This window comes from Lentzea sp., from assembly GCF_035525475.1.
In the GTDB taxonomy this organism is placed as follows: domain Bacteria; phylum Actinomycetota; class Actinomycetes; order Mycobacteriales; family Pseudonocardiaceae; genus Lentzea.
Genome location: NZ_DATLEC010000136.1, coordinates 22,290 through 42,165, shown reverse-complemented (window position 1 = coordinate 42,165; position 19,876 = coordinate 22,290). Strand labels below are relative to the sequence as shown.

General features: G+C 70.7%; 22 protein-coding genes. 14 read left to right on the top strand and 8 right to left on the bottom strand.

The features are described 5' to 3' along the window. Positions 1-1,070: tannase/feruloyl esterase family alpha/beta hydrolase (locus tag VM306_RS22850; protein WP_325518378.1), on the top strand; the 1,070-nt coding region annotated here is incomplete at its 5' end. Positions 1,071-1,143: 73 nt separating this feature from the next. On the opposite strand, the gene VM306_RS22845 is transcribed toward VM306_RS22850, so the two are convergent. Then, the gene (locus VM306_RS22845; protein ID WP_325518376.1) at positions 1,144-1,704 is read right to left on the bottom strand and encodes an EF-hand domain-containing protein; all 561 of its coding nucleotides are present in this window, start codon (positions 1,702-1,704) and stop codon (positions 1,144-1,146) included. Positions 1,705-1,826: 122 nt separating this feature from the next. Here VM306_RS22845 and map point away from each other — a divergent pair, with 122 nt between their 5' ends. Continuing rightward, entirely contained in the window at positions 1,827-2,609 is a 783-nt protein-coding gene (gene map, locus VM306_RS22840; RefSeq protein ID WP_325518374.1) for a type I methionyl aminopeptidase, read from the top strand. Between the two features lie 27 nt (positions 2,610-2,636). Here map and VM306_RS22835 read toward each other — a convergent pair whose 3' ends face one another. Beyond that, positions 2,637-3,110: a hypothetical protein gene (locus VM306_RS22835; protein WP_325518372.1), complete on the bottom strand. Its 474-nt coding sequence runs from the start codon at positions 3,108-3,110 to the stop codon at positions 2,637-2,639. Positions 3,111-3,486: 376 nt separating this feature from the next. Between VM306_RS22835 and VM306_RS22830 the strand changes: the two genes are divergently transcribed. Further along, complete coding sequence (locus VM306_RS22830) at positions 3,487-4,557, top strand: helix-turn-helix transcriptional regulator (protein WP_325518370.1); 1,071 nt, start codon at positions 3,487-3,489, stop codon at positions 4,555-4,557. Between the two features lie 4 nt (positions 4,558-4,561). Further along, complete coding sequence (locus VM306_RS22825; protein WP_325518368.1) at positions 4,562-5,719, top strand: hypothetical protein; 1,158 nt, start codon at positions 4,562-4,564, stop codon at positions 5,717-5,719. Here the strand turns inward: VM306_RS22825 and VM306_RS22820 are convergent. Then, positions 5,658-6,194 carry a GNAT family N-acetyltransferase gene (locus VM306_RS22820; protein ID WP_414672436.1) on the bottom strand — a complete coding sequence of 179 codons (537 nt, stop codon included), beginning with the start codon at positions 6,192-6,194 and terminating at the stop codon, positions 5,658-5,660. The two genes, VM306_RS22825 and VM306_RS22820, sit on opposite strands and share 62 nt — an antisense overlap. A gap of 105 nt (positions 6,195-6,299) precedes the next feature. On the opposite strand from VM306_RS22820, the gene VM306_RS22815 reads away from it, so the two are divergent. From VM306_RS22815 to VM306_RS22805, 3 genes are all read left to right on the top strand, one after another. Further along, positions 6,300-7,406 carry a TIR domain-containing protein gene (locus tag VM306_RS22815; RefSeq protein WP_325518364.1) on the top strand — a complete coding sequence of 369 codons (1,107 nt, stop codon included), beginning with the start codon at positions 6,300-6,302 and terminating at the stop codon, positions 7,404-7,406. A gap of 80 nt (positions 7,407-7,486) precedes the next feature. Further along, entirely contained in the window at positions 7,487-8,860 is a 1,374-nt protein-coding gene (locus tag VM306_RS22810) for a 5'-methylthioadenosine/S-adenosylhomocysteine nucleosidase (RefSeq protein ID WP_325518362.1), read from the top strand. A gap of 131 nt (positions 8,861-8,991) precedes the next feature. After that, a complete protein-coding gene (locus VM306_RS22805) occupies positions 8,992-9,291 on the top strand; it encodes a helix-turn-helix transcriptional regulator (RefSeq protein ID WP_325518360.1) in 300 nt (99 codons plus the stop codon). On the opposite strand, the gene VM306_RS22800 is transcribed toward VM306_RS22805, so the two are convergent. From VM306_RS22800 to VM306_RS22785, 4 genes are all read right to left on the bottom strand, one after another. Beyond that, entirely contained in the window at positions 9,223-9,555 is a 333-nt protein-coding gene (locus VM306_RS22800) for a S26 family signal peptidase (protein ID WP_325518358.1), read from the bottom strand. The genes VM306_RS22805 and VM306_RS22800 overlap by 69 nt on opposite strands. Then, positions 9,555-11,336 (bottom strand): ABC transporter ATP-binding protein, encoded by a 1,782-nt coding sequence (locus VM306_RS22795; protein ID WP_325518356.1) that lies wholly within the window; start codon positions 11,334-11,336, stop codon positions 9,555-9,557. Before VM306_RS22795 ends, VM306_RS22800 begins: the two co-directional genes overlap by 1 nt. Beyond that, a complete protein-coding gene (locus VM306_RS22790) occupies positions 11,333-12,271 on the bottom strand; it encodes a TlpA family protein disulfide reductase (RefSeq protein WP_325518354.1) in 939 nt (312 codons plus the stop codon). Before VM306_RS22790 ends, VM306_RS22795 begins: the two co-directional genes overlap by 4 nt. Before the next feature lie 61 nt (positions 12,272-12,332). Further along, a complete protein-coding gene (locus VM306_RS22785; RefSeq protein ID WP_325518351.1) occupies positions 12,333-12,494 on the bottom strand; it encodes a hypothetical protein in 162 nt (53 codons plus the stop codon). A gap of 223 nt (positions 12,495-12,717) precedes the next feature. On the opposite strand from VM306_RS22785, the gene VM306_RS22780 reads away from it, so the two are divergent. Further along, positions 12,718-13,371 (top strand): Crp/Fnr family transcriptional regulator, encoded by a 654-nt coding sequence (locus VM306_RS22780; RefSeq protein ID WP_325518349.1) that lies wholly within the window; start codon positions 12,718-12,720, stop codon positions 13,369-13,371. A 68-nt stretch (positions 13,372-13,439) separates the two neighbouring features. Next, a complete protein-coding gene (locus tag VM306_RS22775; protein WP_325518347.1) occupies positions 13,440-13,760 on the top strand; it encodes a hypothetical protein in 321 nt (106 codons plus the stop codon). A 46-nt stretch (positions 13,761-13,806) separates the two neighbouring features. Here the strand turns inward: VM306_RS22775 and wecB are convergent, their stop codons facing one another. Then, the gene (gene wecB, locus VM306_RS22770; RefSeq protein ID WP_325518345.1) at positions 13,807-14,913 is read right to left on the bottom strand and encodes a non-hydrolyzing UDP-N-acetylglucosamine 2-epimerase; all 1,107 of its coding nucleotides are present in this window, start codon (positions 14,911-14,913) and stop codon (positions 13,807-13,809) included. Positions 14,914-15,089: 176 nt separating this feature from the next. On the opposite strand from wecB, the gene VM306_RS22765 reads away from it, so the two are divergent. From VM306_RS22765 to VM306_RS22745, 5 genes are read left to right on the top strand one after another with little or no spacing between them, the layout of a single operon-like run. Then, entirely contained in the window at positions 15,090-15,917 is an 828-nt protein-coding gene (locus VM306_RS22765) for a hypothetical protein (protein ID WP_325518343.1), read from the top strand. Further along, positions 15,914-16,858, top strand: coding sequence for a polysaccharide deacetylase family protein (locus VM306_RS22760; protein ID WP_325518341.1), 945 nt, complete (start codon positions 15,914-15,916; stop codon positions 16,856-16,858). The genes VM306_RS22765 and VM306_RS22760 overlap by 4 nt, the downstream gene beginning before the upstream one ends. Beyond that, on the top strand, positions 16,849-18,015 hold the full coding sequence (locus VM306_RS22755) for an O-antigen ligase family protein (RefSeq protein WP_325518339.1): 1,167 nt from the start codon (positions 16,849-16,851) through the stop codon (positions 18,013-18,015). The genes VM306_RS22760 and VM306_RS22755 overlap by 10 nt, the downstream gene beginning before the upstream one ends. Next, positions 17,997-19,037 carry a glycosyltransferase gene (locus VM306_RS22750; RefSeq protein ID WP_325518337.1) on the top strand — a complete coding sequence of 347 codons (1,041 nt, stop codon included), beginning with the start codon at positions 17,997-17,999 and terminating at the stop codon, positions 19,035-19,037. The genes VM306_RS22755 and VM306_RS22750 overlap by 19 nt, the downstream gene beginning before the upstream one ends. Next, entirely contained in the window at positions 19,034-19,873 is an 840-nt protein-coding gene (locus tag VM306_RS22745) for a hypothetical protein (RefSeq protein ID WP_325518335.1), read from the top strand. Before VM306_RS22750 ends, VM306_RS22745 begins: the two co-directional genes overlap by 4 nt. Positions 19,874-19,876: the final 3 nt, after the last annotated feature.

The window sequence follows — 19,876 nt, the reverse complement described above, 5'->3', positions numbered from 1 at the left end:
GGCCGGGTGCCCCACCGCTCAGTCGACGAAGTACGAGTCGTGCTTGTCGAGGAACGCGGTACTCGCAGGAAGTCGCCCTTCCCGGATCGTGGCTAGCTCTTCAACAACGGCTCGGCGGCCGCCAGGGCTACTCCGAGGCGCAGAACTTCCCCGACGACTTCGACGGCGTTCTCGCCAACGCGCCCGCCGTCAACCGGACGCGGTTCGCCGTCGCGACCCTGTGGCCGCAAACCGTGCAGTACCAAGACGGTCACGTCGTCGGCAACTGCGTGCTGGACGCGTTCCGCAAGGCCGCGATCGAGGCGTGCGACGCGAACGACGGCGTCACCGACGGCATCGTCGACCGCCCGGACCGCTGCGGCTACGACCCGCGCCGGCTCGTCGGCACGAAGATCCTGTGCGAGGGCACCGAGGTCACCGTCTCGCGCGAGGACGCCGACGTCATGCGCAAGATCTGGGACGGCCCCACCGACGACCGCGGCAGGCAGCTCTGGCCAGGCCTGCCGAAGGGCGCCGACCCGGTCTGGCTCGCGGGCACGCTCCCCGGCGCGACCGGCCCCGGTTTTCCCGTCGCCGCGCTGTGGGTGCGGAGCTTCCTGCTGAAGCAGCCGGACTTCGACACCTCGAAGCTCACCTACCGGCAGTTCCGCGACCTGTTCCGCCAGTCGGTCCGCGAGTTCGACGACGTCATCGGCACCTCGGACCCCGACCTGTCGCGGTTCCGCGAGTCCGGCGGGAAGCTCATCACGTTCGTCGGCACCAGCGACCAGCTGATCCCGCCCGGCGGCACGCTGGCCTACCGCGACCGGGTCGAGAAGAAGATGGGCCACGTCGACGGCTTCTACCGCCTGTTCACCGCGCCCGGCGTCGACCACTGCTCCGGCGGCAACGGTCCCCAGCCCACGAACGCCCTGGGCCAGCTCGTCGACTGGGTCGAACGCGGCAAGGCGCCGGCCACCCTCACCGCGGCCACGGCCGACGCGACCCGCGACCTCTGCCCGTATCCGCAGGTGTCCCGCTACGTCCACGGTGATCCGGAGGTGGCCTCGAGCTACCGCTGCACCCGGTGATCGTTCGGCTGTGCGACAGGGCTCTGGCCTCCCCGGCCAGAGCTCTCGCGCACGTACTTCCAGTCCTGGTGCCCTACCGGGACACGCCCGTCAACGACCTCGGGTACAGCCAGCTGCCGGGAGTGTCCTCGGCCGGGTTCGTGTAGTAGTCCCGCACGGCCATGACGTACTCGTCGACGCTGATCGCCCCGTCGCCATCGACGTCGAGGTGCGTGAACGCCGTCCCGCAGTCCTCCTCGCTCAGCCCGCGCGCCTTCAACAGCACCTGGAACTCGTCCGCGTCGACCCGCCCGTCACCGTTCGTGTCCACGATGTCCAGCAGGGACTGCACGATCTCGAGCAGGTCCACGTTGATCGGCCCGCCCTCGACGAACGCCTCGATCATCGCCTCGCGGTACTCCGCCGGCCCGATCCGCCCGTCGCGGTCGGTGTCGCAGTGCTCGGCGAGCATCTCCCAGAACCGGTCGTACGCCTCGACGAGCTCGCGGCCCCGTTCCGACGACGCCGGCTCCCCGAACGCCTGCAGCAGCCGGTTGGCCAGCGCGTAGACGTCCGCGAGCTCGATGACGCCGTCGCGGTTGACGTCGTAGTGGGCGAAGGTCGAGTCGATCCTGTGCTGCAGCACCTGCTTCATGACCACGCACTGTCGTGGCGCGACCTGGCCGGCGCAACGCGCGTCCCCCTCCTGGGTGGTGTTGTTCAGCCGTCTCCGCGATCCCGTTATTCTTATACCGGCATCCCTGATGGAGGAACACGTTGATCGAGCTCAAGTCGCCCGCGGAGATCGCGAGCATGCACGTCACCGGCCAGTTCATCGCGGAGGTGCTCGACGAGCTCTCCGCCAAGGCCGCGGTCGGCGTGAACCTGCTCGATCTGGAGCACCACGCCCGCCACATGATCACCGAGCGCGGCGCCGAGTCCTGCTACTGGGACTACTCCCCGTCGTTCGGCAGGGGCCCGTTCCGCAACGTCATCTGCCTCTCCGTCAACGACGCCGTCCTGCACGGCCTCCCGAAGAGCTACGTCCTGCAGGACGGCGACCTGCTGAGCATGGACATCGCCGTGAGCATCGACGGCTGGGTGGCCGACTCGGCGGTGTCGGTCATCGTGGGCACCCCGCGCGACGAGGACCGGCGCATCATCGAGGCCACCGAGGTGGCCCTGGAAGCCGCCATCAAGGCCGCGCAGCCGGGCGGCAAGCTGGGCGACATCTCCGCGTCGATCGGCGAGGTGGCGGCCGACTACGGCTACCGCTGCAACCTGGAGTTCGGCGGCCACGGCCTCGGCCGCACCATGCACGAGGCGCCGCACGTCCCGAACAACGGCCGCCGCAAGCACGGCATGAGGCTCAAGCCGGGCCTGACCATCGCCATCGAACCGTGGCTCGCCGCCACCACCGACAAAATCATCTTCGACGACGACGGCTGGACCCTGCGCTCGGCCGACGGCTCGCGCACCGCGCACTCCGAGCACACCGTGGCGATCACCGAGGACGGCCCGCTGGTCCTGACCCGCCGCCGCTCGGAGGGCGCGGCCTGACAGTCCGTTGTGGACGGTGCGGGAACGTCAGGACGCGTCCGGCACCTGCACCCAGCCCCTGCACTCCTCGCCGGCCACCTCGACCCGCGGGAGGGGCACGAACGCCTGCTCGTCGATCCCGTCGTACCCCTGCCGGATCACCGAGCGGTGGATCTGGTCCGACACGACGAGCACGAGGTGCTCGATCCGCCCCTCGAGCGCGGGGGCGGTCAGCAGACCGGTGGCGATGTCGATGTCCTCGCCGAACCAGCCCAGCTCGTCGAACGTCACGTCACCGGGGTGGATCACGAGCTTGAGCCGCAACGGGTAGAGCTGCACGGAGTTGTGCGTCTCGAGCAGCTCCCTCAGCCGCGGCACGAACTTGGTCAGCAGCCAGGTCTTGGGGATCCGGTCCGTCGGGCGGATCAGCACCATCAGGCAGCCGCCCCGGTCGACGTACCGGTCGCGGAGCTCCGGGATCACCTCGGTGTCCAGCAGCGCCCGATCGACCAGCCTGACCATGGCATCGCGAAGCTGACCCATCACGTGGTTGCCACGAGCCGCCGTCGCCGCCATACCCACAGCAACGATGATCCGCTGACACGGTTGTATCGACAGGGCACTCATGGCTCCCCGCCTCCTGACCCTCGTCCAGCTTTCGAGGCACTGGCGGTTGTCACCCGAACGAGCGAGTGAACTTCAGTTAACTTCAGTTGATCTTTTCAAATTGTTATAGTTCAGAGTAAAGGCTCAACTGAAGTCCGAGCAATAGCCAAGCCAGTAGGCATCTACACTCCAACGGGTGACTGAAGCTCACCTGTAACCCTGGCGTTGGCGCGTGCGATGTACGAGTATTGCCTGATCCTTGCACTGAAGTTCAGCTGAAGGACGTGATGGCGTGACCTCCGCCGAGGAACCCGCACTGCAGCTGGCGCGGCGGCTGCGCGCACTGCGCGTGCGGCACTGGCCCGGCAAGCGCATCACCCAGGAGCAGCTGAGCCAGGCGTTCGACGTCAGCGTCCCGTTGATCTCCTCCTGGGAACGGCCGAGCGACCCGGTGCTGCCTCCTCCGCACCGCCTGGAGGCCTACGCCGCCTTCTTCGCCACCAGCCGGTCCGTCGACGGACGACCGTTCCAGCTGGTGTCCGAGCTGACCGAGGGCGAGCAGGCGGTCAGGGATTCGCTGCTCACCGAGCTCATGGAGCTGCGGGACAGGGCGCAGGGAGACGCTCCTGCCGAGAGCGCGGCGCCGTTCACGGACAACCTGTGGCGTTTCCCGGTCGGCGAGGACATCACCATCGTCTGCTCCGAACTGCCGAAGCGGCTGCTGCCCGAGCGCCTGGCCACGAACCCGGACGATCCCGACTACGCGGCCCTGTACCGGTTCTCCGACCTCGACTCGCTGCTCGAGCTGCACGGGCACATCCGCGCCATGAACCCCGTCAACCGGGTGTCCGTGCTGACCGGCTCCGGCCGTCTCCCGGCGGACATGTACACCAGCCACCTGGTCCTCCTCGGCGGAGTCGACTGGAACCACGTCACGGCCGACATGCTCGAACGCATCGATCTGCCGATACGGCAGCAGGAACGGCCTGACGACGCGGACTCGGGCGGGTTCGAGGTGGTCGAGAACGGCGAGGTCGTCGAGACCTTCTACCCGAGACTGCGCGGGGTCGACGGCCGCCAGGTGCTCGAACAGGACGTCGCGCACTTCCACCGGTCGCCCAACCCGTTCAACCGGAAGCGCACGGTCACGATGTGCAACGGCATCTACTCCCGAGGGGTTCTCGGCGCCGTCCGGGCGCTGACCGACCCCCGGTTCCGCGATCGCAACAACGCCTACGCCCAAAGCCGGCTCGCTGAGCAGCAGACGTTCAGCATCCTGAGCCGGGTGATGGTGGTGTCAGGAGAGGTCGTGACCCCGGACTGGACCGTCCCCGAGTACTTCCTCCACGATTGGGCCGAGTGACCACTTGCCGATAGCCGCCCACCACTCCGAGCACCACCACGGCTCACACCGCGGGCTGCTGCACACAGCGCTGAAAACCTCGCCCGAGGCGCACGTCGACGCGATCATCGTCCCCACCATCCGCCCACCACGGGCGATGAAGCACGCGATCAGCCTCGCGGCGAGCCTGAACTGCGTCCTGGTCGCGTTGTGCAGCAAGAAGTTCACGTCTGCCGCCGCCGTGGCCACGCGTGCGTCGGCAGCGAACGTGGAAGTGCTCGCGATCGACGTGGACGCCCTTCCGCCGGCGGCGCTGCCGCACTTCCGCACCTGTGCGCAACTGGAGAACACCAGGTTCGAGCGGCGGAACGACATCAGCCGCAAACGCAATCTCGGGCTCCTGGTCGCGCGGGTCGCGGGCTGGGACCGGATCGTCTTCCTCGACGACGACATCGAGATCCCCGATCCGGGCGACCTCCGCAGGGCGGCCGCACTCACCGACCGCTACGCCGGAGCGGGCCTGAACATCCACGGCCATCCCGACAACTCCGTGGTCTGCCACGCCTACCGCGAGGCAGGCGGAGCGCAGGACCAGTTCATCGGCGGCGGCGCCCTGGCCGTGCACACCAGGGAGACGTCCTCGTTCTTCCCGAACATCTACAACGAGGACTGGTTCTTCCTGCTCAACGGCGAGAAGCTGCGGCCGACCGCGGTCACGGGCGTCGCGGTCCAGAAACCGTACGACCCGTTCGCCGACGACGAGCGAGCCCGCATGGAGGAGCTCGGCGACGTTCTCGCGGAGGGGCTCTACTGGCTCCTGGACGAGGACCGGCCGCTGGGGGACGCGAACGCCGGCTTCTGGAGCCGGTACCTGTCGATGCGGCAGGACTTCATCCGCGAGACCGTCGACATGGTGCGGCAGACGGAACGGAACTCCGAACGGAGGGCCAGGAAGGTCAGCTCGCTGACGGCGGCGCTGGGACGTTCCCGGTACATCCGGCCCGAGTGGTGCGAGGCCTACGTGCAGGCGTGGCGCGCCGACCGGAAGACCTGGCAGGACCACGTCGCGCACCTCCAGCCGGGCAGGAGGCACAGCTACGGCAAGGACGAGCTGGGCAAGGTCATCGCTCATCTGGGCTGGACGTTCCAGAGCACGTACCTGCCCAGCCGTCCAGCGGCTTGACCATCACTTCGCAGATCTCCACACGCCGGTGCCCGTTGACGTCGCCGGGTGAGTAGCACTTGACCCGCCCGTGCGACCAGTCCCGAAAACCCAGCTTCGCGTAGAGCTTCGCGGCGGCGGCGTTGGTCACCTCGACCGCCAGCGCCACCCTGGTGTGCCCCTCGCCCACCAGGATCCGCTCCGCCGCGGCTATGAGCCTGGTGCCGACCTTCGCACCCCGGTGCTCCGGGTGGACCTCCAGGTGGGTGATGAGCGGCGTCTCCGGCAGGTGCTCGAGGATCTCCGGCTCCTCCGCCTCCTCCAGCCAGAGGTAGACGACGCCGACCAGCACCTCGGCGTGCCACGCGGTGAGGAGCACGCCTCGCCCGTTCGCCTGCCGATCCAGGCGTTCGGCGAAGTACGGCTCCTGCCCCAGCCGCCGGGTCAGCGACGGGAGGTCGTCGGGCCGGGCCCGTCTGATGGTCACGTCGCGCATGCCACCCCCGCGTCCACGATACCGAACCGGGCAGGGTGATCCACGGCGCGAAGGCCGTCAGTCCGAAGTGGACGATCATCTCCCCGGTCGCCGTACCCTGGAGGCATGGCCTCGGTGTTCGTCAACTACCGCGTCCAGGACCAGCCCGGATACGCGACGCTGGTCCACCAGGCGCTGGCCGGGCACCTGGGCTCCAGCCAGGTCTTCCTCGCCTCCCGCTCGATCCGCCTCGGCGACGACTTCGCCGACCGGGTCTTCGACACCCTGAGCCGGTGCGAGATCCTGATAGCCGTCATCGGCTCGAGCTGGCGGAGCCTGCTCGGCGCACCGGAGACGGACTGGGTGCAGCGGGAGATAAGCGATGCGTTCTCCCGTGGAATGAGGGTGATCCCGGTTCTCGTCGAGAACGCGGAGGTGCCGGACGAGAGCGAACTCCCGGACGGCATCAAGGCGTTGGCGCGGTGCCAGCACCTCAGGCTGAGGCACTACACCATCGAGCACGACATGGCTCATCTCGTGCAGGAGCTGCGCAACCTGCTGCCGCACATGGCCGACGACACGCGGGCGTCCGGCGCGTCCCAGTCGTTCCGGCTCGCCGACGGCCCGGAGTTCGTGATCGTGCCGGGAGACATCCTGAGGTGCACCACCGCGGACGTCTGGGTCAACAGCGAGAACACGGACATGGTCATGGCGCGGCCGACCGACTTCAGCGTGTCGGGCATCATCCGGTTCTGGGGAGCCGAACGCGACCAGGGCGGGCGCATGGTCGACGACCCCGTCTCGGCCGAGCTCGAAGCCCAGGCGGTGCGGCGGCCGGTCGCGCCCGGCAGCGTGTTCACCACGACCAGCGGCGAACTCGCTCGCACGAACAACGTCCGGCACGTGGTCCACGTGGCCGCGGTGCACGGCGAGCCCGGCGTGGGCTACCGGCAGGTGGGTGACGTCGGCGGGTGCGTGCGCAACGTTCTCGCCGCGGTGGAGGAGCTCGAGGGCCTGCCGTGGTACAGCGTGCTGTTCCCCCTGCTGGGCACCGGCGGTGCCGGTGCCGATGTCACCGGCACCGCCGAGGCGATGGTCTCGGCGGCCCTCGACCACGTCGTCGACCATCCGGGCACGAGGCTGCGCCGGATCCAGTTCCTCGGCTACACGCGCCGCGAGCACGAAGCTCTCACGACGATCTTCCGGCAGCTCTGCCTGATCCCTGTTCCTTGACAAAAACCTGACAGGCCAAGGAAGAGCGGGCACCAGAAGGTAGCTTTCCGGCAGAAGCGCACCGCCAGAACAGGATCAGGGTGACCGATACCGTTGTCGTGCTGACGGCCCTGGAGAGTGAACACGCCGCGGTCCGGGACCTCATCGAGGAACCCGCGGGGCATCGCCACGCCGCCGGCACGCGGTTCACCATCGGCCGGATCCGCGGCGGACGAGTGGCGCTGGCCGCGGTGGGAGCGGGGAACGGCTCCGCCGCGGTGCTGGCCGAGCGGGCGATCACGGAGTTCCGGCCGCGCGCCGTGCTGTTCACCGGGATCGCGGGGGCGTTGCACGACGACCTGGAACTGGGCAGCGTCGTCGTCGCCACGAAGATCTACGGCTACCACGGGGGCTTCGAGCAGCTCGCGGGCTTCGGCGCCCGGCCGCAAGCGTGGGACGCCGACCACGAGCTCGAACAGATCGCACGCCTCGTCAGCCGCGACGGCACGTGGCATCGGCGGCTTCCCACCGCCCCGGCGGTGCGATTCCGGCCGATCGCGGCGGGGGAAGTAGTGCTCGACGCGCGTGAGTCACCCCTGGCCCACCACCTGCGGCAGCACTTCGAGGACGCCGCCGCCATCGAACTGGAGAGCGCGGGCACGGCGAAGGCCGCCCAGCTGAACCGGGCGCCGTTCCTGGCGGTGCGCGGCATCAGCGACAAGGCCGACGGGCGGAAGTACGAGACCGACGGCGACGGGTGGCAGGCGGTCGCGGCTCGCCACGCCGCCGCCTTCACCCTCGCGGTCGCCGCCGAACTGCTCGCCTCGGCGCCTGCGGCACCCAGGACACCGGCACGCCGGGTGAGCCGGCCCGTCGACGTCACGTGGCGGACCGACCTCACCGACAGCAGGTCGGCGGCCGAACGCTGCGCGCTGGAAGTCCACCTCGTGCCGCTGGACGACTACGGACGGTTGGAGGCGCACCGGCTGGGACAGCTGCTCGGCCACCTCTCCGACCACGGCAGGGCGTGCGGGCTGTTCACCGGCACGGAAAGAGTCGCCACCGACGTCGGCGACAGGGCCGCGTGGGTGCGTTCCGTGCCGAGCCCTGACGGGCACAGCGGGCTCGCGGTCCACCTCAGCGGCCAGCGGTCGGTGTGGCTGCCGCTCCTGCCCTACAACGCCCGCGGGCCGGTGCTCGACCGCGACGCCCTGACCGAGCAGCTCGAACGCTCGCTGCTGCGGCTCGCCGAGATGCCCGGCCTCCCGTCGGCGGCCTCGGTCGCCCTGGCCGCCGGGCTCGAGCCCGCCGCGGGGCTCGCCGAGATCGGCCGGTCCACCGGCTTCTGCACGGCCGCCCACATCAGGGTGCTCTCCGAGAGCGAGGTGCCGATCCCCTCCCTGCTCCACCAGGCGCGCGAAGCCGCCGGCGACCTCTCCGCCCGGCTCCACGAAGCCTTCCGGCAGGCCTGCTGAGTCCCAGATGGTCGATTCCTGTCAACGGTGACCATGATCATCTTGTGGCGCGGCGGCGCCATCACGGGTATCCATGCGGGTGGGCTGATCGCGGAGAGAGCAACGGAGGACCGACGACAACGGGAGTCTCGATGACCACAGGGGGCAGGAAGCAGCTCGGCATCGACCTGGACGAGCTGCGTCTGCTGGTCGGCTTGTCCTACCGGGAACTGGCGCGCCGCAGCGGGTGTGCCCGCAGCACGGTGCACGACGCGTTGACCGGGCGCCGGTTTCCGCGGCTCGACACGGTTCTGGCCATCGCGAGGGCCTGCGGCGGGGACACCGCTCGCTGGCGGCTGCGGTGGGTCGCGGCGTGCAGGCGGTCAGGTGCCGCGCACTGTGCCGACGACGTCACCGCAGTGGATCAGACCCAGCTGACGGGAATCCTGTGAACGCGGGTTGTCCCCCACCACCGCGACGAAGCCGTCCGGCACGCGTCGCACGTCCGGCATGGCCGGCGCGAGCCACTCCGGTATCGGGTCGCCCGCCACGGCGGCCACCCTCTTGACCCGGTGAGGGAGCTCGGGGTCCTGGACCCGGAACACGATCACCTCATGACGTCGTGGACGGCGGAAGAGCCTGCGCGCCAGCAGTTCCTGGCCGTCGCGCAGGGTCGGGGACATGCTGTTGCCCCGCACGGTGACCCTGACCCACATCAGCTCACCCTCACGTCCTGGTAGCCGCCCGCCTGCAACCGGAACAGGCGGGCGTACTCACCGTCGGCGTCCATCAGCTCGTCGTGGTCACCCTGCTCGGCGATCCGCCCGCCGGCCAGGGTGACGATGAGGTCCGCCTTGCGCAGCGCGGCCATCCGGTGGGAGATCAGCAGTCTGGTCTTGCCCTCGGCGTGTTGCCTCACCGTCTCGTGCACCCGGTGCTCGCCCTCGGCGTCGAGGCCGGACGTCGGTTCGTCGAGGATCATCAGCTCGGCCTCGGTGCGCATCAGGCAGCGTGCCAGCGCCACTCGTTGCCACTGGCCGCCGGACAGCGTGACGCCCGGTCGTTCCTCGTCCGCGTGGGTTCTGGACAGCACCGTGTCGTACCCGTTCGGCAGGGCCTCGACGGTGTCGGCGATGCGGGCTGTTCTCGCCGCCCCGGCGATCCGCGCCCGGTCTTCGAGCCGGTCCACCTGGCCGATGCCGATGTTCTCCGCCGCGGTCAGGTCGTAGGTCATGAACTCCTGGAACACCACGCCGATCCGTTCTCGCAGCGCGGTGACGTCCAGCTCGCGCAGGTCCACGCCGTCCCACGTGATCGTTCCCCGTTGCGGGTCGTAGAAGCGGCACAACAGCTTCACCAGCGTGCTCTTGCCCGCGCCGTTCACCCCGACCAGTCCCACGGCCCTGCCCGCCGGGATCGTCAGGTTCACCCCGCGCAGCACCCACGGCCCGTCTTCCTCGTACCGGAACCAGACGTCCCGCAGCTCGATCGCGCCCGGTCGGGGTGTTCCCGCACCGCGGGAGAGGTCGTCCTCGGTGCCGATGACGTCGAGGTAGTGCCCGAACAGCCGCACCGCCCGACCTGCTTCCCCCAGTTGCAGCACAACACCGGACAACCCGGTCTGCACGCCCGCGACAGCGCCGAGGAACAGCACGAGGTCACCGACCGACGACTGCCCCCGCACGACGTTCAGCGCCACGACCACCGTGCCGGCACCGGCCACCGCTGCCCCGAGCAACGCCAGGGCGCTCTGCACTCCCGTACCCCTGCGCTGCGCCTCGAGCCGTGCCCCGGACACCGTCCTGAGCGAGCCGACCATCCTGGCGTGCAACAGCTCCCCGAGCCCGAACAGCCGGATCTCCTTGGCCGCCCGCACGTCGGTGAGCAACGCCCGGTAGAACAACCGCCGCCGATCGGTCGCCACCCACGCCTCCTCCGTCGCCGCCTCGCGCCGCGCCGTCGCCAGCCTCGCGAAGACCGCCGTGATCACCGACGCGAGCAGCAGCAGCGTCATCGGTGGCCACACCAGCAGCAACGCGCCGGTGAAGCTCGTCAGCAGGACCATCGAGCGGACCAGTTCCTGCGCGAACTGCGAGACGGTGCCAGGCGCCTCCTGGGCCGCCTCTTCCGCCAGCCGCAGCCGGTCGTGGAAGGCGGGGTCCTCGATCCTCCTGAGCCCCGGCAGCGTGGCCACCCGCCGGAACAGCCTGCTCTCGACCGTGAGCGCGACCCGGTGCCGCACGACCTCACCGAGGTACCCGCAGAGGTAGAGCAACGCGATGGCGATGCCCCCGGTCACCGCCGAGGCGATCGCCAGGAACGCCGCCCGGCCGACGCTCGCCGTGTGCGACGTGAGCTCGTCGACCAGCAGCATCGTCATCCATGCACCGGCCGCCGGCGCCGCGCCGGCGAGCACCGTGAGCGCCAGGGTCGCGCCGGTGATCAGCGGCGCGGCTCTGAACGGCAACGCCAGCGCCGCCGCGGCGTTGCGGATCATGCCACCGGCGCCGGGACACCGGCGAAGTCGTCGAGCCTGATGCCGGACGCCGTGACGACACCGCCGTGCGTGTGGACCAAGGTCGGGAACGCCATGACTTCGAACGCCGACAACACCGGGTCATCGGTGCCGATCACCACCACTCGTCCGAGCCCGCTCACCTTCTCCACCAGTCGTTGCGTGGCATCGGGAGCGCTCGGATCGCCGTCCACAATGGAGACGAAGCGGGCGGCGGGTGGGTTGCCCAGCAACGCATCCGTCAGCGTCCGGCACGGCCCGCAGCCGACCGAGAAGAAGCCGACCTGCACCGGACCGTCGAGATCGGCCTCGGTGAACGCGCGACCGTCGGTGTCGGTGACCGCGAACGGTTCGACCACCATGCCGGGCTTCGGCAGGTTCGTGTCGCGCGCCGGGCTTTCGCGTTCCTGCAACTCCCGCACCCTGGCCACCAGCCCGTACGTGAACAACACGTGCAGCGCCACCACGACGGCGAGCAGCACGACGGCGATCGTGAGCAGGGTCAACGGTTCCTCCCATGAACCAGGTGTCGGCACGAAGGCCCCCAGGGCGGCGACACCGATCAACGCCCCGTTGCGCGCGAGGTGTTTGGGTCCCAGCACATCTCCACCGGCACCGAAGCACTTGCAGCGCACCGGTTCCTTGCCGTACATCGCCAGGACGATCCCGCCGCAGAACACCGCGAGCAACGCCGTCACGGCCGCGTAGCCGAGCCGCGTTCCGGGAACGGCGAGCAGCACGACAGCAACCGCCTCGCCCACCAGGATCACGATGGCCACGAGTTCCGAGGGCAGTCGCGGCACGATCGCGGCAATCGAGTCGCGGAACTCCGCGAACCCCTGACGGGTGCGCACTTTGCCGACGAACGCCGCGACGAAAACGACTACGAGCAGCACACGAGCGAACAGATCGAGCACTTCGGCCTCCCGCGACGGATGCGGGGTGCCGGCGGAACGCGCCCGCCGGCACCCCCTTGCGTCACTTGCAGGTGCTGCTCACCGAAGAGCAGATGCCGTTGCAGTTGAAGCGGTAGCCCTTCTTGCAACACTGCCCGTGCTCCGGCACGCAGGCACCGGCATCGATCTTCGGCAGCACGAGTCCGACAAGCCGCTCACCGGCCAGCTTCGCGAATCGCCTCACGGGTCCGCTCCTCCCAGTCGACCAACAGAACGCCCTCCACGCTCGCCCGGCACGGCGGTGAGCGGAAGGAGGGTCGGACGGTCTCGGACGGGGTCGGACGCCGCTCCCCCGTGCGGCCGAACGCCGCTCCCGCCGGAGAATTCCAGGCCAGGAGTGGTGGACGGCGTGAGATTTAGATCGATCGGGGCATCGACCGGGGTCCAGGTGCGTGAATCATGGAAGCATGCGGGCCGACCAGTCCTTCTGGGGGATGCTCCACGAACGCGATCGCACGGCGTTGGAAGCCGCGGCGACGCGCGTGCTGTTCCAGTCCGGGTCCGTGATCTGCCACCAGGGGGACAACTCGCGCAACGTGCTGCTGGTGTCGCACGGCCGGGTCAAGGTCAGCCGGTTCGCCCTCACCGGTGAGGAGACCGTGGTCGCGGTCAGGGGCCCCGGCGAGATCATCGGGGAGCTCTCGGCGATCGACGGCCGGCGCCGCTCGGCGACCCTCACGGCGGTGGATCCCGTGAGCGGCATGGTGATCCACGCCCTCGTACTGAAGCGGTTGTGCGAGACGCACCCCGGGATCGCCTGGGCGATGCTGCGGGTCGTGGTGTCGCGGCAGAGGGCCACGGGTGAGCAGCAGGACCTGCGGACGGGGCCGTCGCTGTTCCGGGTGGGCGCGGTGTTGCTCGACCTGGCCCACCGCGGGGCCGACGACATGATCGCCACCGTGCCGCTCAGCCAGCGCGAGCTCGCGGGCATCGCGGGAATTTCGAGGGAAACGCTGGCGCGGGCGTTGAAAACGCTCAGGGACGCGGGGATCATCGCCACCAGCCGCACGAGCATCGAGATTCTTCGCGAGGATGAATTGCGCGCGCTGTGTGGCATCTGACGCACACGTTCCGGCGCGACAGGCGTTTCCTTGGGGCACAGACGAAGAACACTCACCCAGGAGCCGTCATGAAGCGCCAGGTCCTGCCGGAAACCCATTCCCGCAAGCAGATGCAGCGTGCACGGCGCAAGCACACGGAACGGGTGGTGTACGCCGTCATCTTCACCGCTGTCGAACTGTGGGCCATCGTCGCCGCGATCGTGCTGCTGAACGACAGCGGCGTGCTCGCCGTGGCCGTCGCCGTGGTGCTGTCGGCAGCGCTCATCGCCGTGTGGGACACATGGCAGTCGGTTCTCACGAGCGGGCGGACACTGCGCTCGTCGATGCCGGAGCAGAGTCCCACCGAGGGGATCGGACCGGACCACCGCACGAACCTGGTGCGGCTCTGATCCCGGTGTGGCCGCGGCGTAGGGGGGCGCGGCCACACCACCCTCATCACACCGCGACGGGCTGGCCGACCATCTGCCGCACGGCGAGGGCGATCCGCGAGGACGGCGAGCCGGTGCCGTAAGGCGAAGCGATCTCCCGCAACGCCAGGCGATGAGCCGCGACGTCGTCGAGCCACGACCGGACCGCGTTGCCCACCAACGGGCCTGGAGGGACGAGGGTGCCGAACGTGCCCTCGATCTCCGGCCGTTCGGTGCTGCGGCGCACGACCACGACGGGGCGCTTGAGCACGCTCACCTCCTCCTGGATGCCACCGGAGTCCGACACGACGACGGCGGATCCGTGCGCCAGCGCCAGGAAGGTGCGGTACGGCTGCGGCTCGACCACCCGCAGGCCCCGCAGCACCCCCTCCAGCCCGAACGCGCTCACCCGCGCCGCGGTCCTCGGGTGCAGGGGCAGGACGACGGGCAGCGGCAGCGCGGCGAGCTCGCGCAGGATGGTCTCGAGGTTGCCCGCGTCGTCCACGTTCTCCGGGCGGTGGATCGTCGCCAGCACGTAGCGGTCGCGCGTCAGGCCCAGGCCGGACAGCACCGCGTCCTCCTCGCCGGCGCTCGGGAACGCCTGCGCCAGCGCCTCGACGACGGTGTTGCCGGTGACGACGACGCGGCTGTCCGCCACCCCCTCGGCGAGGAGGTTGTGGCGGTTCAACGACGTCGGCGCGCAGCACAGGTCCGCGAGGTGGTCGATCACCACGCGGTTGTGCTCCTCCGGCATCGCGCGGTCGTAGCTGCGCAGGCCCGCCTCGACGTGCACCAGCGGGACGTCGCAGGCGTTGGCCGCCAGCGCTCCCGCGAGCGCCGACGTCGTGTCGCCCTGCACGACCAAGGCCGCCGGGCGTTCCACCGCCAGCACCTCGTCGACGGCCGCGACGGCGCGGCCCAGCTGGTCGCCCCTGCGCAGGCCGCCCAGGCGCAGCTCGTGGAAACCGCCCGGTTCCGGCACATCACGGCGGATGAGCGAGTACATCGAGCGGTCGTAGTGCTGGCCGGTGTAGATCATGGTGCACGCGCTGCCGAAGTGGTCGACGAGCGGCGCGAGTTTGATCAGCTCGGGCCTGGTTCCGCAGACGATCGTCACGGTGTTCGTTTCCCGCACGGCGGCAAGGTACTTCATCGATCTTGACGTTTCCCGGCGTTCACCGCTCACGTTCACTCGAAAGCGTTGCCTGGGATATCGCTCGAAAGTGTTGCGGCAGAGGCGTGTCGTAGTGTGCGCGCTCATCTGAGGCGCGCGCCGAAGCGTGTTTCGCCGAAACCAACGGAGAGTTCCGCGTGTCCGGTCATCTGGCGCTTGCCGTGTCCACCGTGCTGTACGGGCTGGGGATAGTCGCGCAGACCGTCGCCGCGCGCAGGGCCGACGACCGTCCCGGCACCGGCGTGGGGCTGCTCGCCCGCCTGGCCTCGGACCGCCTGTACCTGCTGGGGTTCAGCGGTCAGCTGGGCGGGTTCGCGTTCGCCTTCCTGGCGCGCGCGGAACTGCCGCTCTACCTGGTGCAGGCGGGGTCCTCCACCGCGGTCGGGCTGGCGACCGTGATCGGCGTGCCGCTGCTCGGCTGGCGGATCCGGCGCGTCGAGATCGCGGTGCTCGTGGTGATGGCGTGCGGCCTGCTGCTGCTCACGGGTGCGGCGGCGCCGTCGATCGCGGAGGAGCTCCCGCTGGTGCCGGCGGTGACCGTGCTCGGAGCGCTGACACTGGTGGTGCTCCCGCTGGCACGCGTGCTGAAGGGCGCGACGCCCGTGCTGGCCGGTCTCGCCTTCGCGGTGGTCGCCGTGGCCGCCAGGAACGTGGCCGGGAAGCCGGTGACCGACCTGCTCCTGCACCCGCTGACCTGGGTGATGGTGCTCGCCGCGTTCGCCGGGCAGGCCTGTCTGGCGACGGCGCTGCAGCGCGGGTCGGCCACGTCCGCGGTGGCGTCGATGGACGCCACGACGGTGGTGATCAGCTCGGTCGCGGGCCTCGCGCTGATGGGCGACCGGATCACGCCGGGCCGCGAGTGGTGGGTCGTCCTGGGCGTGCTGCTGGTGGTGTCCGGCGTGCTGGTGCTCGGCTCCGCCGCGCGGCCCGCGCGCGAGCTCGTCGACGCCGGAGGTGAACGGTGAACCCGGTCGCCAGCGTGTCGCTGGACCTCGACAACCTCTGGGCGTACCTCAAGACCCACGGCGACCCGGCGTGGGAGCGCAGGCCGAGCTTCCTTCCGTCCGCGGTGCCGAGGCTGCTGGACGTCTTCGGCGAACAGGGTTTGACCACGACGGTCTTCGTCGTGGGCGCGGACGCCGAACGCGACGACGGCGCCGGGGCCGTCGCGGCCATCACGGCGGCCGGGCACGAGGTCGCCAACCACTCGTTCTGGCACGAGCCGTGGCTGCACAGGTACTCCGCCGACGAGCTCGAGGACGAGGTGGCGCGCGCCGAGCAGGCGATCACCGCCGCCGGCGCACCGCGGCCCGTCGGGTTCCGCGGCCCCGGTTACAGCGTCACGCCGCAGCTGCTCGACGTGCTCAAGGGACGCGGGTACACCTACGACGCCAGCGTCCTGCCCACGTGGATCGGGCCGCTCGCCCGCGTCTACCACAACCGCACCGCCGGCTCGTCGACCAACGCCGGCGACCTCTTCGGCGGTTTCGGCAAGGTCAAGGCGCCCAACAAGGCCTACCGCTGGCGCGACAACGGTCTCGTCGAGCTGCCGGTCACCACGATGCCGCTGCTGAGGGTGCCGATCCACGGCGCGTACCTGTTGCAGCTGCACCAGATCTCGCCGCGGCTCGCACGCGGGTACTTCCGCACCGCGTTGAGGTTGTGCCGCGCCACCGACGTCTCCCCGTCGCTGCTGCTGCACCCGACCGACGTGCTCACCGCCACCGAGGCGCCCGGCATGGAGTTCTTCCCCGGCATGGCGGTGCCGGGCCGCGAGAAGGTCGCGCTGCTGGAGTGGGTGTTGTCCTTGCTGCGCCGCCACTTCGACGTCGTGGGCACCGGCGAGCACGTCGCCCGCGTCGTCGGAACCGGCCTGCGCGAACGGGATCCGGTCGCATGTGGATGACGGCGCTGCTGCGCGTCCTCGCCTGCGGCACGGTCGCGCTGGCCCCGCTGGAGGGCTACCTGCTGGAGGTGAACGGACAGCTGGCCAAGGTCGTGCCCGCCGCGTTCGTCGGCGTCTGGGTCGTCTCGCTCGTCAGGCACCGCAGGCTGCCCGCACCGCACCCGGTGCACCTGCTCGTCGCATTGCTGGCGGTGGTCCTCCTCGCCACCTCGGCCGTGCACGTCGCCGAACCGTTCACGCTCGAGTACCTGGTCCGCTGGGTGCCGTTCCTCGTCATCACGGTGGTGCTCGCCGACGTGGCCGCGCGCGAGGTTCCGGTCAAGGCGCTGCTCGCCGCGACGGTCGCGGGTGCGGTCGTCGCCGCGTCCGGCGGGCTGGTCAGCCTCATCAGCGGCGGACTGCGGGCGACCGGTCCGCTGGAGGACCCCAACGACCTGTCGTTCTTCCTCGTGGCCGCGCTGCCGTTGCTGGTCGCGCTGCCGGCGAAGGGCCGGTCGCGGATCGTGTCGCTGCTGCTCGGCGCGGTGCTGGTGGCCGGTGCCGCGGCGACCTTCTCCCGCGGCGGTGGGATCGCGCTCGCGTGCGCGCTCGCCTGGCTGGTGGCGCGGCGCGGTCTGCCGGTTCGCGCGGTGGTCGTCACCGCCGCGGTCACCGGGCTGGCGGCGCTCGTGTTCGCGCAGGCCGCCCAGGCAGAGCTGTCGCGGGCTTTCCAGGAGAAGAGCCACATCGCGGGCACCAACGCCGACACCAGGATGCTGCGCTGGCAGGCCGCCGCGCGGATGCTCTCCGACGACCCGCTGCTCGGCGTCGGACCGGGCGGGTTCCGCCAGGAGTACGCGGCGGCGTCGCGCAACGCGGAGATCGACGAGCAGACCCCGGTGGCGCACAACCTGTTCATCGAGGTGGCCGCGGAGCTCGGACTGCCCGGCTTCGCGGTGCTGATCGCGCTGGTGGCGCTCGGTTTCGTGGCCGCGGAACGAGCCGTGCGGACGAACCGGCGCGAGGCGGTGGCGCTGCAGGCCGCGCTGATCGCCGTCCTGGTCGCCTCGCTCTTCCTGTCCGAGCAGTACTACCTGCCCCTGTGGTCGCTCGTCGCCCTCGCGGTCGCGATCGAGCGGCGAGCCCTGAAGGAGAGTCGATGCGCGTCCTCCACGTGATCAGCGAGATGGGCGCGGGTGGCGCCGAGGCGCTCGTGGCCGGCATGGCGGGCGCGGGCGGTGACGTCGGCTGGGAGTCCGCGGTGGCGAGCGGCGGCGGTTTCCGCGCCGACGCACTGCGGAACAGAGGGATTCCCGTGTTCGACGTGCCGGTTGCCCGCAGGTCGTTGCTCGGGATCGCCCGTGCGGCCTGGGCCACCCGCCGGGCCGTCTCCCGGTTCCGGCCCGACGTCGTGCTGGCGCACAACGTCTCCGCGAGCCTGACCGCCAGGATCGCGGCGCCACGACGCCCGCTGGTGACGGTGTTCCACGGCGTGGCCGAGGCCGACGTCGCCGGTGCCGTGAAGGTCCTCAAGCGGGTGTCGGACGCGGTGGTCACCGTCGCCGACGCCGCCGCGGAACGACTGCACGACGCCGGGCTCGGCTCCGCGGTGGTCATCCCCAACGCGGTCTTCCCCGAACCCGCCGGCGCGGACCGCGCGACCGTGCGACGAGCCATCGGCACCCCGCCCCACGTGCCGGTCGCGCTGTGCCCTGCCCGCATGGAACGGCAGAAGCGCCACGACGTGCTGCTGGACGCGTGGTCGCTGGTCACCGGCGACGCCGAGCTGTGGCTGGCAGGGGACGGAAGCCTGCGCGCCGATCTCGAAGCCAAGGCACGAGGGCTGCGCGGGGTCCGGTTCCTGGGCACGCGCACCGACGTGCGGGACCTGCTCGAGGCGGCGGACGTCACGGTCCTCACCAGCGACTGGGAGGGCATGCCGATCGCGCTGCTCGAGTCGCTGGCGGCGGGACGGCCCGTCATCGCGTCCGATGTGGACGGTGTGCGGGAGGTGCTGGCCGGCGGCGGCGGGGTGCTGGTGCCGCGCAGGAGCCCCGGGCAGACCGCCAAGGCGCTGCGCGGGTTGCTCTACTCCCCCACCGCGCGGTCGGTCGCCGCGTCGCGTGACGCCAGGGCCGACGCGCACACGTTGATGAAGTCCTACGACGAACTGCTCCGTACCGTCCTGGAGGGACGATGAAGACTCCCAGAGCTGTGTTGGAGGGAGTGCTGGCCGCCGTCGCGGTCGGCGCGCTCGTGCTGCTGGCCGTCGCCGCGCGCGACGGCGTGAGCGAGGGCAGGCTCGCCCTGCTGGCCACACCGTCCACACCGGACAGCGCCCAGTTCGGCGAGGTCACCTCGCTCGCGGCGCCCGCGGTCGTGCAGCTGGTCCGCAGCCCGTCCGTGCTGGACGCGGCGGCGAGGGAAGCGGGCACGTCACCGGAGCGCCTCGCCGACGCCATCGCCGTCGAGCTGGTGCCGGCGTCCGGTGTCGCCCGGATCTCCGTGCGCGCCGACTCGGCCGAGCACGCCGCGAACGCCGTGTCGGCGGTGGCGAAGGCCGTGATCGACGCCGACCTGCTCGCGCCCGCCGCCCGGTTCCGGCTGGTCGACCCACGGCCCGAGACGGCGACGGTGAGCCCGGACTGGCGGCTCGCCACCGGCCTCGCGCTGGTCGCCTCGGTGATCGCGGGCGTGGCCGTCGGCGTGCTGCGACGGGGGAACACGGCCCGGTCGGCTCTCACCAAGGCGGGCATCGACCACCCCGTGGTCATCGCGCGGGACGACGACCCGGCGCTCACCGAACGGCTCACGGCGTTGTGCATGGCAGCCGCACGACCGGTGCGCGTGCTGGCGGTCACCCCGAAGCTGGCCGACCGGGCCGAGCAACTCGCGCGGACGTTGCCGGACAAGGCGTCCGAGCCCGCGGAGGGCACGGCGGTGATCGCGGTCGTCGAGAAGGGCCGCAACGACCTCGCGACGGTCCTCGCGGTGCTGCCGGAGTCGTCCGTCGTCGTGGCGGTGGTGCTGGCGTGATCA